This window comes from Fulvitalea axinellae, assembly GCF_036492835.1.
Taxonomy (GTDB): Bacteria; Bacteroidota; Bacteroidia; order Cytophagales; family Cyclobacteriaceae; genus Fulvitalea; species Fulvitalea axinellae.
Map to the genome: position 1 here is coordinate 3,097,525 of NZ_AP025314.1, position 17,009 is coordinate 3,114,533.

Here is a 17,009-nt window from a genome sequence, read left to right on the forward strand (position 1 = left end):
ATTATAAAAAGCAAACAAAATCTAAATTCGGATCTAGCTCTGACTAGATTGCCATTTCCAATATTTCCTCATCAACGATTAAGGTTCCGGCGGTAGCGTTCTTGATCTGTTCAACCGAAACACCCGGTGCTCTTTCCACCAAACGAAAACCTTCGGGACAAATGTCCAATACGGCCAAGTTGGTCACTATCCGCTTTACACATCCCACGCCGGTAATTGGCAGAGTACACTTTGGCAACAATTTGGATTCGCCCCGCTTGTTGGTGTGCATCATGGCCACGATGATATTCTGGGCGGAAGCCACCAAATCCATCGCCCCTCCCATTCCTTTCACCATCTTGCCCGGAATCTTCCAGTTTGCGATGTCTCCGGTTTCAGAAACTTCCATCGCTCCCAATACGGTCAAATCGACATGTCCTCCCCTTATCATGGCGAAGCTTGTCGCGGAATCGAAAATAACCGAGCCCGGAAGTGTAGTCACCGTTTCTTTTCCAGCATTAATCAAATCAGCATCCACTTGGTCTTCGGTAGGGTAGGGTCCCATTCCCAACAATCCGTTCTCGGACTGCAGGGTCACTGACATTCCGTCCGGGATATAATTCGCCACCAAAGTCGGAATGCCTATTCCCAAATTGACGTAATACCCGTCGCACAATTCCTGAGCTATACGCTTTGCTATTCCGTATTTATCAAGTGACATTTCCTTCCGTTTTGGTGGTTACTGTACGTTTTTCAATCCTTTTCTCGTACCCGACTCCCTCAAATATCCTTTGGACAAAAATTCCGGGTGTGTGGATCATATTCGGATCAAGCTCGCCCGCAGGAACAAGCTCTTCCACCTCGGCGACTGTCACCTTCCCCGCCATCGCCATCATCGGATTAAAATTCCTGGCCGTTCCTTTAAACACAAGGTTTCCGGCCTCGTCCCCTTTCCAAGCTTTGACAAAAGCGAAATCGGCGGTAAGTGCTGTTTCTAACAGGTGCGGTTTTCCGTTAAAGTCCCGGACTTCTTTTCCGTCCTGAACTTCCGTCCCGTATCCCGCCGGAGTAAAAAATGCGGGAATTCCAGCTCCCCCGGCCCTACAGCGTTCCGCCAACGAGCCTTGCGGAATCAATTCCACTTCCAATTCTCCGCTGAGAAGCTGACGCTCGAACTCGGCGTTTTCACCTACGTAAGAAGAAATCATTTTACTGACCTGACGCTGATGCAACATCAGACCTATTCCGAAATCGTCTACGCCTGCGTTATTGGAGATACAAGTGAGGCCGGTAATTCCTCGACGGACCAATTCCGAAATACTGTTTTCTGGAATACCGCAAAGCCCGAATCCGCCAAGCATCAGCGTCATGCCGTCCTTGACTCCATCCAGGGCCTCACGGGCGTTCTGGTATACTTTGGACATGTGGTTTTTGGGTTATTTTTGTTTGTTGTTCGCATGTAAGCCATAGGCGGAAAAGACATATCCCGAAGCGATCCTACAGATTACGCTTTACCAATTTATTAAAATGAAAGCATGAAAAGCAATGCATTATGGCATTATTTTAAAATAAATAATATATTTTAGAAATAAAAGCAACAACAATTAACACTATAACCCAAACCCACAACAGAAGCAGAAAGCCTTCAGAAAGGTTATTTCGGCTTTTGGAAACAAACAAAAACAATGACACAGATTTATGAAAATTACACCCCCGCAGATTTCGAAGTCTGGAGCTTGCTTTACAAACGACAAGAGGAAGTTCTAAAGGAAAGAGCATCGAAAGAATACCTTTCAGCGTTAAAAAGCATTGAGTTTTCAGAAAAAAGTATCCCGAGATTCACCGACACCAACAAAATTCTGGATAAGGCCACAGGCTGGGGAATCCATGTCGTTCCGGGGCTGATACCTCCCGGAGATTTTTTTGAATTGCTTGCGCAAAAAAAGTTTTGTTCCTCCACATGGCTAAGAAAGCCCGAGCAATTGGATTACCTTGAAGAGCCAGACATGTTCCATGATACTTTCGGTCATGTTCCTCTTCTTGTGAACCCTTTTTACGCTTCGTTTATGAAAGCTATCGGGGAAGTTGGCATAAAGTATACGGACAACCACGACGCACTTACGATGTTGCAGCGCCTATATTGGTTTACGATAGAGTTCGGGCTAATCCGAGAAGAAGGCGAATTGCGAATCTACGGCGCCGGGATACTATCCTCCCCCCAAGAATCCGTATATTCTCTCTCTGACAAACCGGAACACCGAGAGTTTGATATCGAACCTGTTTTCGACACTCCTTTTTATAAGGACAGACTGCAAACCTGTTATTATATTATTGACAGCTACGAACAGCTTTACAACTCTGTCGGTCAGATTGACAAAATACTTGAAGAACGTGTCCGGAACGGTGTCCGTCTTAAGAATCCTGTTTAACGTTTTTGCGCTGGAAAAATTCCGGCGCAAAACTTATTTTCCAAATTCAAAATCTCGCTTCGCCAAACAATATTCGACACCTAATTGCCCGTCGAAATCAAATTCCTTCACGAAAGACATTCCGACTTTTTCAAGCACTCTTACGGAAGCTATATTTTCTGACATTGCCCTTCCAACAATTCCAGAGATTCCTTTTTTCGAAAAACCATAATCTAGACAAGCCAAAGCCGCTTCGGTAGCGAACCCGCCCCCCCAATGTTTCCTGAAAAAACGGAAACCCAGATCCACAACACCGTCGCCATTCCGCTTAAGGCCCGACCAACCAAGAAAATCACCTGAACTTTTATCTAAAACAGCCCACCTTCCGATACCATACTGCCGATACTGGTCATAATTCAAAATTAACGACAGGGCCTCCTTAACGTTCACAAAAGCCCTATCGCCTGTATACCTCACAACTTCAGGATCTTCGTTCAGCATAAAAATGTCTTTCGCATCCGACGCATCCCATTCCCGTATCAGCAAACGCTCAGTTTCGGCAATCAGCTTCATTTGAAATAATCTTTCTTAAACTCTAAAATCCGGGGAAAAAATTGAGCGAAATCCGCCCGTAGCTCTTTTTCGTTATCCTGAAGCACAGTAAAACCATTCTCTAGGCCAGAATCAAACTTTGTCCGTGACGCAATTCCTTTAAACGAACGGTCAAGCCCTTTGTCCGTTGCGTACGAAGCCAGCCAATCATATTGTATCATACGCTCGCACACAAATTGCGCTTTCTCAGGCATAGTGGCCATTTCAAGTGAAAGTGCGCTATAACATCGTTGTGAAAAATCCGACAAATCCTCTCCCGTCCACTTCACAAAATCGGTCGCTAACAAATAATCATAATAAAGATCAACGGCAACACCCGCATAATGACCAAATTCAGCTCGCACTCGTTTTACCGACTGGATAAAAACAGGGTGGCTATCGGTAAAGTCATCAATCGCCCGATGCCAGATCACTCCGCGACGGAAATCTTCAGGAAGAGCCTCTAATGTTTTCTTTCCTTTCACAAAGTCTCCAGCGAAATTACCGACCAGCGTATCTTCATCTGACAACACGAAATGAGCTAAATAATTCATAAATTTGTTGTTATCTCTGTCGCTAACCAGAATCCATATTCTGGGCTTGGGGCCGAAAGGTAGCCAATTCTGCGACGACATCTCGAAAACGGGGAGTAAATGAAAGAAGATTTATACGGCAAAGGCCTCTATCGATATTACAAAGGGGAACACTCACTGGAATTTAAGCTCCACAATGATTACGGATCACCCGAAATGATGCCAATCGAAGTCTTTTTTGAAGGGGAGGATTCCATAAGCGAGCTTGAGGAACTCGCATTGGAAAACTGTAAGGGAAAAGTTCTCGATATTGGCGCCGGCGCCGGAAGGCATTCATTAATTCTGCAAGACAGAGGTTTTGATGTAAAGGCCATTGACATCTCCCCCCTCGCTGTAGAGTTAATGAGAGAACGCGGCGTTACGCAAGCCGAAAAAGCGGATATCCTCACACTGGGTACCGAAGGTAAGTATGACACTTTACTTCTGCTCATGAATGGGTTAGGTTTAGCCCAAAAACTGGACAACGTCTCAGAGTTGCTCAACAAGCTAAAACAGTCTTTAGCTCCCGGCGGACAAATTATCTTCGACTCAAGCGACTTGGCTTACCTCTACGAGAACGAACCGTTACCCTTTGACAAATACTACGGAGAGGTGAATTTTAGATATGAATTAGACGAAGAAAAAGGAAAATGGTTTGGTTGGGTTTATGTTGACCCGAGAACTATGAAATCACTGGCCGAAAAAGCAGGGTTTCATTTCGAAATCCTCTTTGTTGACGACAACGATCAGTATCTAGCCAAGCTGACTTTATAAAAAATATTGCGACCCCTAGCTCTCCTCATATTTGAGGACAACTAGGGTCGCAGATTTATTGGGTAGACTTTATTTCACTAATACAGTTTTCTTAACCAGCTTATCATCATACTTGATAACCAGCACATAGACTCCTCTTTCCAAGTCGAACTGGTATTTATCCTGCGCTCCGGATTCCATATACACCACTTCCTGACCTGTCAAAGCGTTGATCTTGATAAAGTCTAGTTTTTGAGGATCATCCACACCAACATTCACTAAACCATCGGAAGGAACAGGAAACACACGTACTTCATTGTCATGGTTTGCGGTTTGGATCCCTCCCAACAACACCGTAACGTCTACCTCAAATTCTTCTGCCAGCGCATTATACTTATCAGTCTTCGGTACACTTGCCCTAACACGCGCCACTCCTCCTTGGCCTAACGTGACTACCGTGTCACCATTCATTTTAATAATGTCGCCCCCTGAGATAACATCAAAGGCCACTTTGCCGTCGGAATCAGAAACTATGAACGTTTTGTGAGGCCCTTCCAAAGTGGACATTTGAATATCTTCCACGTTATACAACTCAGGCTCAGCACGTGTAACAGTCACTTGAACAATTAAATCCGCAGGCAAGTAATTTGAAGTTTCCGTAGTATATGCCCGCAGTTTTCCTGTACCTGACTTGAGAGACCCCAAGAAACTGTTGTTGCTTCCACTAAGGGCGAACACGTCCCCTCCTTCTATTACTTCAAACGAGATTGAACCGTCAGAGTCAGAGAACGCCTCTAGATGTACAGGAATATTTCCGTATACTTTTGTCACCCTGCCCATATGCACTTCGGGCTGGGCTTTCAAAATGGTTAGGGATACCTCTTTCTCAATTGGCAATATGTCATCCGTTCCTGTTACAAAAGCCCGAATCTTCGCGGTTCCCGCATTAAGAATATTCAAGGAATCCATACTGTTTCCCATCAACTCTACTACACTTTGTCCTTCGACAACCTCAAAAGAAACAGGTGTTTCGAAACTCGCCTCAGCCAGCAGTTTAAAAGGTGAGTCTCCGTACGTTCTGACAAGATCGCTAAAATTCAAGGTCGGTTCCGCTTTATTAATAACGATCGTAATTTCTTTTGATGAAGATTCTACGTTATTGTCCTCTACTGAAGTCACCAAAATCCTTGCGGTGCCAGCTCCTTTTATGGACACAACTTCTTGGTAGGCTCCTAACAATTCCACAATGCCTTCCCCTTCGATTAATTCATATTCCAATTCCGCCGGAATACTTGTTTCTCCATCCAAAACAAACGGCTGGTCACCGAAGGTTCTTTCCGCGTCATTGATTGTAATCACAGGAACCCCTTTCTCAACAGTCAATTTCATATCGATCTCATCATCCCACCAAGAATCCGTACCGGCTATGGAGGCGCGAATTACCGCTTCGCCTGTATTCAATACTTTTAGGGTTCCGTTATTTGTTCCTGAGAGCTCCACAATTCCAGCACCGTTCAAAAGCGAGAAACTTAAGTTTCCTGGAGAGTTTGTGATCGCTTGCAATTGGAAGTCGGGGATACCGAAAGATACCGTTTGATTCGGAAAGTCAGTTTTCGGAACAGCTCGGCCTTCATAAGCCACTTTTCTGACTCTCAAATTCTCACCGTCAGCAATAAAAAAGTCTCCGGTAGGCAATACCGCCAAACCAAAAGGCCTACCTAAACTCGCTTTTCCGGAACGGCCGCCATCACCGCTATAACCAAAATTCCCATTACCAGCAACTGTAGATATGTTTCCAGTGACATCAACTTTTCGTACCACATAATTTTCATTGTCAGAGAAATAGAACGCTCCAGTCTGATCGAAAGAAATACTGCTTGGCTCGTTCATCTCAGCATTTCTGGCCGAACCACCATCACCGCTATAACCGCGACTTCCGATACCGGCGACTGTCGAGATTATACCTCCAACGACTTTACGAATTCTTTGGCCTCCTTGCTCTACTATATAGAGGTTGCCGTCCGGGCCGAACTCTACAGCGGACGGCTTATTCACCTTGGCTTGCGACACTGGACCGTTATCACCCGTTGAAGCCGCCGTACCGTCTCCCGCATATGTGGAGATTACTCCATTCGGAAAAATGATTCTTACTTTATTTGCGTCCTGCTCCGCAACATAGATATTACCCTGCGCATCTACCGCAACATCCGCTGGGCGAAAGAGCGCTGTTTCAATCGCTAAACCACCATCAGGCCCACTTGAGTGCGCTCCAGTTCCGGCGATAGTCGTGATTGTGCCGTCTACAGATATCTTCCTTATTTTATTTCCCCAAAATTCGGCGAAATACAAATTACCAGCATTGTCAAAAGCACCCCTAATCGGCGTGTTTATCTCCGCTTCAGTCGCAAGACCACCATCGCCAGTTTCGCCCGAAATGCCAATACCTGCGATAGTGGTGATAATGCTGTCCTGCAAATTCACCTTCCGGATACGGTGGCCGAAAGTGTCAAAAATATACAGGAGAGTCTTGTCCGGGCTAAGTTCAACGCCCAAGGGATAGTTTAGGCGAGCCTTATTCGCCTTGTCTCCGTCACCCGCAAAGCCGTCTATCCCGTCACCAGCGAAGGTCGTGATTCTCTGAGCCTTAACACCCAGAGCAAATAGCCCCAAAGCGACTATCAAGGTTAAAATTCTAATTTTTCTCATGGTCAAGCTGACTTATATTTGTAACCATTCATGTCTTTTTAACATCAAATGAGGAACTCGACCGATTACACATATGTTTCCTTTATCTCACATAAAATTGATTTTTTCAACTTTAAATCTTTGGTATTCCACCACAAAAAGAAACCCCGGATTTCTCCGGGGTTTTACGCCAAAACAGCGTGAACCTAATTGCCTATATCTTTATTCCGAAGCTTGCTTAACATGTATTTCCAGTTCATTTATATTAGAGAAATTTCGAGGTTTGTTACTTCTTCTGAACTCATAAATCGCAAGCCTTACAAAACGTCCCTTTTTGAATTTCTCGCAATAAATAGTCTTCCAATTTTTGTTTGAAGGCTTTCTCCACTCAAAATAAGCGACAGGATCTCCCCAGTCTTTTCCGTCTTCGCTAACAAAAAAACGGGCTTCGGCAATATGGTCGGAATTGTTATGCCTTGGCAAATACCTAAAGTAAGCCACCTCGTGAGACGCTTGCATATCCACATCAATGTGGTGTGGATACGGGTTAGGGTTTGACCAACTGGAATGCCACAACGAACTAGTTACCCCGTCAAATATGTTCGAAGGTTTACCTTGCTGAGTCGACGGAACGCTGATCCCAAAGCCGCTTCCGTCCAACATCGCTTCGGCGTAACTTCCCGGAACAGTTATAAGGTCAGGGTTTACGGCGTAACCGGTGTTTTCAAACAAAGCAAGAACCCCGTCCTTATCTTCGGCAACGTCTCCCCACACCCAAGCCAGGTTATTCGGGTTTGCCAAGAACATGGAAGGAATATCGTTTTTGAGCTTTTCATGATATTTCCCCACCAAATCGGCTCCGTACTTACTTTCCATCTCGGCAAGGATGCCCAACATTTTTCCCTTACCCAAATAGCTTGGGTAAGCACCCAGCTCTTCCGCCGACATTGTCATGGGGTCATAAGCCTGAAAATCCGGGTGGGCTTTGGCCTGGCTGATAATCGGATCGAGAAAACGCTCACTAAGCCCCGAGTACCCCAAGCCCTCCACCGCCTTTACGGATGTGAACAATGCCAAAGCTTCCAGACTGAGCGGATTTTCCTGATAACCGTATGACCATGCGTAGGCTCCGAAACCAAGCTGAACCAGAAGCCCTGCCTCATCCGAGGCTATAGTTTCGGGATTAATCCCTATCACGATTTCGTCGGAATTAATCTGCGCTCCTTTTTCACTCGGTATCAGGCGAATACTCAAAGCTCCCTCACCTTTATCTATTTGCGTGATTTCGGCAATTTCCGGAAGGATCTTGTCCAGCTTATCCTTTACGCCCGGGACCAAATCACTCACATAAGTATTTGCCCGGATATTTAATTCATCCGTGGACAAGCTCGCTGGAGTGTCTTGTTTGTTAATCGGCGTAGCGGACAGGAATGTCGGTGACCCTTCAGCGATCTTCTTCATTTGGGATTTGTATAGCTGGATATTCTCGGGCATTTCTCCAGAAAACAGATCTACTCCGGAGGCCAACACCAATTTGCCTCCGACGGTTTTTACCGCAACAACGGGTTTGTTTGACGAAGAGGCAAGAACCTCCCACTCTTCCGGTTGGTTCAGTTTCAGAAAGCTCCCGCCGTTAGCCACTTTTATGGAACCTCCCAGCTCACCTACAGGCCCGGCTTCGAACGTAAAACCAAACGGCTCTGTCAATCCATTTGGATTATCCAGTTTGGCCCCGTTGTTCATGGCGAAAAAACACACGCTTCCCGTCTCGGCAAACTCTTGTAAGTTTGCGATATCGGATGCGCTGTAAGGCACATTCTGCTCGGTATTCAGAAAAACGTTCCATACGTTTTTGCCTAGACTGTTCACATTCCTGATCGCGGGAAAGGAAATCGTTTGGTACTGCTCGTTCGCCGTATCCAGAAAAGCCACAAAACCGTTTTTCGGACCAAACAGGTCACGGTTCCAATACTGCGACAAATCGTTGATCACATGTAATGTAGGCAGGCCAAAATTGTCATCTCCAGGAACGTTTAGGTTCGCCTCATCCTCGCTACAGGCGGAGAGAAAACCCAAAGTTCCGGTTATCAATATTAAAAACTTATATATATTTTTCATCTGAATGATTCTTCGTTGTAAAAGTTCATTACTTCAAATCATTTGGAACAAGTAATTTAAGGTTGGCACCCGTTTGAGCCCGGCCCTGCGATATCACCGCCAACCAAGTTACCCTCAATCACGTTATTTCCGATGAATGTCGGGCATGCTCCGGATTCAACATAAATTCCAGCTCCCCTTCCTGCTTGCGCTGTATTTTCTCTGATTACGCAATTTCTTATTGATACATGTTGCTTTAGAAAGAGCGCTCCCCCTTTATTCCGGTCAGACTCATTGCCAATAAATACACATTCGTCAAAAATCACATTTTCAAGTGTGGTCCAAGTTCGAACAGCTCCTCCTTCATGTATCGCAAAATTGTTCTTAAAAACGCAGTTAAAGAACCTAGCGCTTGCCGAGTTCCTGACATACATGGCTCCTCCTGAAGCACTTGCCCTGTTGTTTTCAAAAGTGCAATTGCTTACTTGCGGGCTTCCGATCTGGCAGTTGAATACGCCTCCGTGTCCGCCATGCGCATATTGGAAAGTGATACCATCCAAGATCGCACGGTCATGCTTGTTTTTGAATTGGCTGGATATGATCTGGTAGTTATTGGAATTGGGATCTGCCTCGTAGTCCTCTTTCGATCTTCCCACTATCGTTTTGTTTTCCATCCAGTCACGTTGCTCCAATGCCGTTTCGGTACCGGTAAACCCGCCGTACCAATCATAGCCTTTGCGCAACGGAATGCCTTTTTCCGTATAAAGGCCTTCGGCTATCCACAGCTGAACTCCGGAGGGCACTGACTCTACCGCCTCTTTTATACTTGTAAAAGCGTTTTCCCACGAAGAGCCGTCACCATCACCAGTAGCTTCGAGGTCTACGTAGACCATGGCGTTCGTTAAGAAAAACACTGTGTCGCTTACCGCCGTGCCCAGCTCGTTTATGCTTACCATTGTGTAAGCGTATTCGGTGCCCGGCTTCAGGTCTTTTACGGGAGCTATCCCTTTGTCCGACCCTTCCTCAAATTCGGCTTCCAGAGATTTTTCTTTGTTTACCGTCCCTTTTTCCCACAGGTAAAAGAATGTCGTCGTTTGCTCGCTGTTGCCGTCAGTTATTAGCTGTCCGCCCAGCGTGGCTTTGCTGTATGACAGATAGTCCAAACCAGTGGCTTTTACTTGCGGCAACACAACTCCGTCCGCCACCTCCGTTTTCACGTTCAGGATATCGCCTTCCTCTTTCGTTTCCTTATCTTCCGCATAGGCTATATAAGCGTAGTCGGTATAGGAACTCAGCTTGGTCACTTCGGCCGTAAATGTCTGATTCGACTCATTATACGTCGCGACCACGCTTTTTCTCGTTCCCAAATTTCCCTGTACCCAATATGAGAAGCCGACTTCCTGCACGTCGGATTTTCCTTTGGCTATAACTTTTCCTTTGAAAACGGCTTTGCTATCCGTTACGCCTTCAGCTATTTCGGTAGCCACTTCCAAAAATTCCTCTTCCGGAAGCTCGTCGGCCGAATCGTCTTTGCAGGCAGAGGCAAAGACGAGACATACAAACAGGCTGTATATATATCTTTTCATTGTTCGAGAATTTTTTAGTCCAAAAAACCGATATCGGGATATTGCCCGCCAGAATGCGAAAGCCTCCGGCGGGTTTATCCTTTTTAGTTATCAGAGTTTTCAGTTTGGATTTCCAATTTCCAGTTTGACGGAGTCATCAGCTTACTTCTCAGCTCGTCCGCCTTTTTGTCGTCAATACCTTTGTACTTCTGGGCCACAGTTTCGGCCAACCATTCCGGCTTGCCGGCCCTTGTGGCGAAGCGGACCAAATCGTTCCAACGACGGCCTTCAAAAGCGAATTCCAAAGCCCGCTCTTCGAGCAGCGCCATTTCCACAATCTCAATATCACTGCTCAGGTGCGGATACTTGTCCCTCAAATCCAGAAGGTCCAATGGCTGAAGGGAAACCCGTCCTCGGATACCGGCCGTTTCCGGAGAACCTTCCAAGCTCTCGTTTATCACTTCCAAAGCGACTTCCGGCTTGCCCGCACGGTTTATCGCTTCTGCGTATAATAAATGAAGATCGGCGGCGCGGTAAATCGGATACACGGCGTCGTCCCTGTAAGTGGATTTTCCCGTCAGATATTTCATCACTATCGTATCCTGATTGAAAACAGAGTAGGAAGCCCCGAAACCTCTATAAATATCCCTATTCAAAAAAGTGGTTCCTTTCAGCTCCTGACCTTCCCAATTCGCAACCGATCGGGCGGTAGGTTTTAACAGGTATTTATTAACCGTAGCATTGGAAAACAGAGACAACAAATTGTTGGTCTGGTGTTTTGACTTATCGAACGGAACGGCGGTAAGGTGCCCCAATGAAGAAGCGTGATCGTCCAAAGTCACGGCTTTCCACAAGTCTTTCCATTTACTCCGGCCGGTAGGTTCCGAACATTTAAGCCTCAGCTCGTCGGCTCCGCCACCGTCTACTATGATGCAGTCGTAAAACAAGTCCGCCGCTTTCTGATAATTGCCCGACGAAAGGTAAAGCTCTCCCAAAAGCGCCCGCCTGTTGATGCGAGTCAAACGCCATGGCTGGCTCACTTCCTTGCCGTCCTTATCGAATAATTTCCAGTCCAAAAACGGCTGTTCCATAGCCCATTCGGTTTCTTTGATCAGCCAATTGACCATATCCACCATATTGTATTCTCTGGGCTGATAATCGGGAAAATGTCCGTCAACGGCTTCTTTAAGCACTGGAACCGTTTTGTAACGCTGGATCATTTGGAAATAAACCCAAGCCCGAAGCGTCCTGATCTCCGCCTTAAAGGCCTGCTGTTTATTCTCCGTCATCTGCGGATCGGCATACGAACGCTCGATATTGGTAAGCAGGTCGTTACAATTCAGAATAACATCATAAAACGGACGGGGATCCGCATAAGGATTGTCATCCGAAATTTTGTGCAAATCGATTTCCTCAAGATGGGCGTCGTAATTGTAGGTGACCGTCATCAGCTCGGAGCGCAAGTCGCCCATCACCACCAACGACTCCACCAAATCCTGTAATTTGGCATAAGCGCCGATCGTGGCCCGACGAACTTTGTCAAGCGAATTATAGTGGTCTTCTTTTTCCTGAACCAAATCCTGCGAAGGATCGAAAAAATCCGAACATGAAAACAGCGAAGCGCAAAGCGCCACCATTAACGCCCTTATGCCTATTCTTATATTTTTGTCTATGGTTTTCATCGTCATGAATTTAGATTCCCAACTTAACCCCAACCAAAAATGACCTCAACGGCGGATATTGCCCGTAGTCGACACCCCGCATCATCAGCATATTGCCGTAAGAAACATCCGGCGAAGCGCCGAGATAATCCGAGAATGTCACCAAGTTGTTGGCCGTGACATAAGCGCTCAGGTTTCTGAACACTTTGTTGCGCACGTCGAAATCGTATGAAACCGTAACGTTTTTCAGGCGGATAAAAGAACCGTCCTCGATCCAGCGGTCAGAAAAACGGCCGTTGCCCATCGGGTCTCCGTAAGTGGCCTTCGGAATGTCTGTTTCCTGCCCCTCGCTCCGCCAACGACGATTAACGGACTCGCTCTGGTTGTAGTAATTCGTCATCGACTCCAAGCCTTGGCGCTGTTGGTTAAACACCTCGTTTCCGTACACGTAATCGACCAACAGACCGACGGTGAGTTTCTTGTAGCGGAAATTCGCCGAGAAAGACCCGAATAAATCAGGCATGCTACTGCCGAGTCGCATTCGGTCGCTTTCGTCAATAATCTTGTCATTGTTCAAATCGGCGAAAGCGATATCCCCCGGTCCAAAAGCGTTTCCGTAGCGGTCTCTCAACCCGAGCGCTTCGGCTTCCTGCGTGGTTTTGATCACACCGTTGGATTTATATCCAAAAAATCCGTTTACCGACTCTCCCACTTGGGTGATAATCTCTCCGCCCTGGATTTCGGTAATCAAATGCGATCCGTTCCTATTATCGTAAATGGCGTTTTTACCGAGTTCCACCACTTCGTTGCGATTGGTCGCCAATGTCGCTCCCAGGTCCAAATACATATCTTTTGTCCGAAGGACCTCCACGTTCAGGCCAACCTCCACGCCTTTGTTTTCGACAGAACCTGCATTGCTCAGCAATAAATCCGTTCCATAATACTTGTCCAATCGCTCGACCGTAAGCAGGTCGTTTGTCCGGGTTTGGTAAACATCGACAGTGGCTTTCACTCGATTGTCGAACAAAGCCAAGTCCAACCCTACATTGAGCTGTTTGCTTACTTCCCATTTCAAATCCGTACTTGGAATTCCGCCTCTCTCCAATCCTGAAATATTGAAATAAGGCAATCCGACATAGTAGAACCTTGAAGAATAATATCCGATATCCTCATTGCCGGTATAACCATAACTGGCCCTGATTTTAAAGTCATCGACAAAGGTCAACCCTCGCATAAAGGATTCGGAAGAAACCCTCCAAGCACCGGAAACGGAAGGGAAATAAGCGTAACGGTTTTCCGTAGAAAACTTCGAACTTCCGTCCACCGACAAGCCGAAATCGAGATAGTATTTGTCCAGATAAGCGTAACCGGCGTTTCCGTAAAGGGACAGCATATTCCATTTTCCGTTCACCGGAGCCAGCTTTCTGTAAGATCCGTCTCCCCTGCCCACAACCGTGAATTTGTCGGAAGCCGAATTTACATCAGTCGCCAGTTCGTCTTTGAGATCGGAAATCTTTACCCTTACGCCCGCCGTCGCCGTAATCCTATGTTTCTCAGAGAAGAGATCTTTATAATGCAGATTGGCATCGGAAAGGATTGAAAAAAAGCTCTTCTGGGCGTTTTGCATCAGGCTTCTGGCTCCTCCGCCCAACTGCGGAACACCGCCCACGCTCGGCACAAACGACGACTCTTTGGTATTCATCAAATCCGTCATCAAGACCACCGAGGCCCCGAGAGCGCCGGTGATTTCCAAATCGGACTGAACTCCGGCCCGCAGGCGGAAATTCTCGTGAACACCTTCGCCACTTTCTACCAAAGCCGCCGGATTACTCATTCCAAAAGCGCCGTACTCGTCAAAAAATGGCAAAGCCACACCTTTTTCGCTTCGCTGGTTCACTCCCATCAAAGGCGATTTGAACAAGGCTGCGGAAGTCGGGCTAATGGTTTCGTTTGGACCTTGTGGCCTGAGATTCGAATTGATTTTGGTCAAAGCCACAGTAGGACGAACCGTAAGATTGCTCAACAACCGCATTCTGGCATTCATCAAAATATCGAAAGACTCGAAGTCCGTATTTTTCACCACATCCTCATTATTGGCGTAGCCGACGGAGAAATTGTAAGTAGTGATTTCGTCTCCACCCTGAATATTCGCAGAATAACGACTCAACATTCCCGTCTGGAAAACTTCGTCCTGCCAATCGGTATCCTGTCCGTAACGGTATTTCTCGACCCCTTCGGCCCTATTGACCAAAAACGGATAGACTTCCTCGATTTTGTCGTAAGAAAAACCCCTGCTGATTGTCTGTTCGAGAGCGTAAGACTGAAAACTCGAAGCGTCCAGCACCCTTTCTCTTTCCGGAGCCATAGAAACCCCGAAACTGGCGCTGAAATCCACCTTGGTTTTCTTCACATTGCTTTCGGAAGTGTAGATGTAAATCACTCCGTTACCGCCTAACGATCCGTACAAAGACGCCGTTCCGTCTTTTACCACCGTCACTTGCTCGATGTCACGGACGCTGATACTTACCAACGGATTATAGCTGTAACCTTCGATGGCCGTCTGATCGCCGAAACGGGTCTCGTAAATCACGCCGTCAACCACAACCAGCGGTTGCGAATTGGTAGTGATAGCCGAAGCGCCTCGAACGGACATCGTACCGCCCCCGGCCGAAACGCCCGAACGGCTGGTGACCAAGAGCCCGGGCACCATGCCCTGCAAAGCGCTTTCGATGGTCTGATATCCACGGCGCTGGATCTGCTCTTTAGTCAATGTCACGGAAGAGCCACTGATATCGCGTCTTAGCTTCTCGCCAAAAGGGGTTTTAACAAAAGCCTCACGGTTACTCGCCGTCTCGCCGATCATCGAAACGTTGACGGTGGACCGCCCGTGAATGTATACCCTTTTTGTCTGATAATCCGCGAAGGCGAATTCCAAGGCCACTTCGTTTTTCGAAGAAATCGGCAACTCGTAGAAGCCGTTCCGGTCCGTAAACGTCGATACGCCCTGACTGCCAATCAGGTTCACGACCACCCCTTCCAGAGTGGCGTCGCCGTTGGCGTCCTTGACCGTTCCCGTTACCTTGTCTTGGGCATGCGCCAGATTAAACAAGGCCAGCACGGTCATCAAAAATATATTTATGGAAATATGTTTCATTCCTAAAACGGTTATTATGGAACTAATAATCGTAAGCCCGAAGCTTACTCCGCCACTGGCACAAAAGTCAGCTTGTTTACGGCGAACTCGTACACTTCCACAAGCTCTTCGGGATTGTCCGGATTGTCCTTCATCGTAGATTCCGTCACTTCAAAGCGCACAACCTTTTCGCCGAAGGCGCCGAAGCCCAAACCTTCGAACCGGTCAAAATTCCAGTTGCCCGACGGCGTGTATCTCGGATCGATCTCGTTGCCGTCCACAAAAACTTTGGCTTGTGTACTTTTGACCTTAAGGCCGCTCAGGCGCAATTCGTAAAGTCCGCCCATCAATTCCGGAACGCTGTATTCGACCCAAAACGGCTGGGAGGAGGAGAAGTGAAGCGCAAGCTCGTTGATAGCCTCGTTACTGACCGGATCGCTGGTCACCTCTTCGCCAGAATTCGGCACGCCGATGAGGCCTTTGGTAAGGTTTACGCCCAAGCCCGCGTCAAATTCGATCGGTCGTCCCATCCAATTAGACATCAGCAAATCCACCTTCGGCACTTCGTAAAGAAGCCCGTTGCTTCTGCGCTCAGGCGTATAATCGAGCCATTCTTGGGTTACCAAGATTTTCTTCCCGTTTGTAGTTTCCAAAGTGTCTCCCAAAGTTTTTTCCTCGGTAGGTTCCTTGATCACGCTCGCGAGAAGGATTTGCGTGCGAAGCTCTTCCTGAAAATCCTCTTCCGAAAAATAGTCGGGCAGGTTTTCTTCCGAACTGTAATACCGCTCCACCATTCGGTCATAAGTGGCTTGCAGGGCGGCGTCGGAAAGCAAGACGCTGGAATAGCGCTGATCTTCGTCGCTGATATTTCCCAATTGGCCCAAAAAGATATAACCGAGCACAAAAGCGGAATCGTAAACCTGTCGGCCAAATTGGTCCACACCTACCGGAAAACTGTTTTCCAAATCGAAAAGCAAGGTGTCTTTCAGCACCACTTTTTTGTATTCGGAGAAAAGATCTGATTTGCTCTGGATGCTCTCGAACAAGTTTTTCTGGGGCTCGAGCATTCCGTCAATCGTATGCACAATTCCGTTGGAACAGAGTACCGGCTTTCCGGACGAAGCCACGGAGCGGTCCAAGGACAGGCCACCGCCGGCTTGCTTGCTTACCCAAACGTTTTTTCCCGAATAGAGCGTTTTCAAATATTGGTCTTTGTCATCGCTCAAAAGGTGCGGATAGAGCAAAGTGTTACCGATATGGTAGGACAAAATGCTCTTCATCGAATCCTCCGAAACAGCCAACGACTGGATGGCTTCTTTGGAAGGGAGAAAAACCGTAACCGGTCTGGAACCCGAAACGCTGTCGGTATAGGAATGCTTCTTCAGCAAATCCGAAAAATAGGCGTATTCGGGCACGGAGGCCAAATATTCGCCTACGGTCATGGCCTTTACCTGATCGCTTTTTCCGCCGTCAATATATTCGTCCTTGTCGTCGCAAGAGTACGCCATTAGCGCCACGGCCAGCACCAGCCCTAATATTCTCTGAAAATCTGTCTTCATGTTTTC

Annotated in this window: 12 protein-coding genes; 2 read left to right on the forward strand and 10 right to left on the reverse strand. The window is 47.0% G+C overall.

The window, feature by feature from the left end:
• Positions 1-43: 43 nt before the first annotated feature.
• The gene (locus AABK39_RS11695; protein ID WP_338391535.1) at positions 44-700 is read right to left on the reverse strand and encodes a 3-oxoacid CoA-transferase subunit B; all 657 of its coding nucleotides are present in this window, start codon (positions 698-700) and stop codon (positions 44-46) included.
• Positions 690-1,403, reverse strand: a complete 714-nt coding sequence (locus AABK39_RS11700) for a CoA transferase subunit A (RefSeq protein WP_338391536.1) — start codon at positions 1,401-1,403, stop codon at positions 690-692. The genes AABK39_RS11695 and AABK39_RS11700 overlap by 11 nt, the downstream gene beginning before the upstream one ends.
• 261 nt (positions 1,404-1,664) lie before the next feature.
• Here AABK39_RS11700 and AABK39_RS11705 point away from each other — a divergent pair, with 261 nt between their 5' ends.
• On the forward strand, positions 1,665-2,408 hold the full coding sequence (locus AABK39_RS11705) for a phenylalanine 4-monooxygenase (protein WP_338391537.1): 744 nt from the start codon (positions 1,665-1,667) through the stop codon (positions 2,406-2,408).
• A gap of 33 nt (positions 2,409-2,441) precedes the next feature.
• Here the strand turns inward: AABK39_RS11705 and AABK39_RS11710 are convergent, their stop codons facing one another.
• Together AABK39_RS11710 and AABK39_RS11715 are read right to left on the reverse strand one after the other, a co-directional pair.
• Positions 2,442-2,960 carry a GNAT family N-acetyltransferase gene (locus tag AABK39_RS11710; protein ID WP_338391538.1) on the reverse strand — a complete coding sequence of 173 codons (519 nt, stop codon included), beginning with the start codon at positions 2,958-2,960 and terminating at the stop codon, positions 2,442-2,444.
• Positions 2,957-3,532 carry an acyl carrier protein phosphodiesterase gene (locus AABK39_RS11715; RefSeq protein ID WP_338391539.1) on the reverse strand — a complete coding sequence of 192 codons (576 nt, stop codon included), beginning with the start codon at positions 3,530-3,532 and terminating at the stop codon, positions 2,957-2,959. The genes AABK39_RS11710 and AABK39_RS11715 overlap by 4 nt, the downstream gene beginning before the upstream one ends.
• A gap of 99 nt (positions 3,533-3,631) precedes the next feature.
• On the opposite strand from AABK39_RS11715, the gene AABK39_RS11720 reads away from it, so the two are divergent.
• A complete protein-coding gene (locus tag AABK39_RS11720; protein ID WP_338391540.1) occupies positions 3,632-4,324 on the forward strand; it encodes a class I SAM-dependent methyltransferase in 693 nt (230 codons plus the stop codon).
• A 69-nt stretch (positions 4,325-4,393) separates the two neighbouring features.
• Here the strand turns inward: AABK39_RS11720 and AABK39_RS11725 are convergent, their stop codons facing one another.
• The 6 genes from AABK39_RS11725 to AABK39_RS11750 form a co-directional block, all read right to left on the reverse strand.
• On the reverse strand, positions 4,394-7,009 hold the full coding sequence (locus AABK39_RS11725) for an NHL domain-containing protein (protein ID WP_338391541.1): 2,616 nt from the start codon (positions 7,007-7,009) through the stop codon (positions 4,394-4,396).
• A gap of 201 nt (positions 7,010-7,210) precedes the next feature.
• Complete coding sequence (locus AABK39_RS11730) at positions 7,211-9,106, reverse strand: discoidin domain-containing protein (protein WP_338391542.1); 1,896 nt, start codon at positions 9,104-9,106, stop codon at positions 7,211-7,213.
• 56 nt (positions 9,107-9,162) lie between these two features.
• Entirely contained in the window at positions 9,163-10,671 is a 1,509-nt protein-coding gene (locus AABK39_RS11735; protein ID WP_338391543.1) for a right-handed parallel beta-helix repeat-containing protein, read from the reverse strand.
• Positions 10,672-10,754: 83 nt separating this feature from the next.
• On the reverse strand, positions 10,755-12,332 hold the full coding sequence (locus tag AABK39_RS11740) for a RagB/SusD family nutrient uptake outer membrane protein (protein ID WP_338391544.1): 1,578 nt from the start codon (positions 12,330-12,332) through the stop codon (positions 10,755-10,757).
• Between the two features lie 10 nt (positions 12,333-12,342).
• A complete protein-coding gene (locus AABK39_RS11745) occupies positions 12,343-15,465 on the reverse strand; it encodes a SusC/RagA family TonB-linked outer membrane protein (protein WP_338391545.1) in 3,123 nt (1,040 codons plus the stop codon).
• A 44-nt stretch (positions 15,466-15,509) separates the two neighbouring features.
• Entirely contained in the window at positions 15,510-17,003 is a 1,494-nt protein-coding gene (locus tag AABK39_RS11750) for a fasciclin domain-containing protein (RefSeq protein WP_338391546.1), read from the reverse strand.
• Positions 17,004-17,009: the final 6 nt, after the last annotated feature.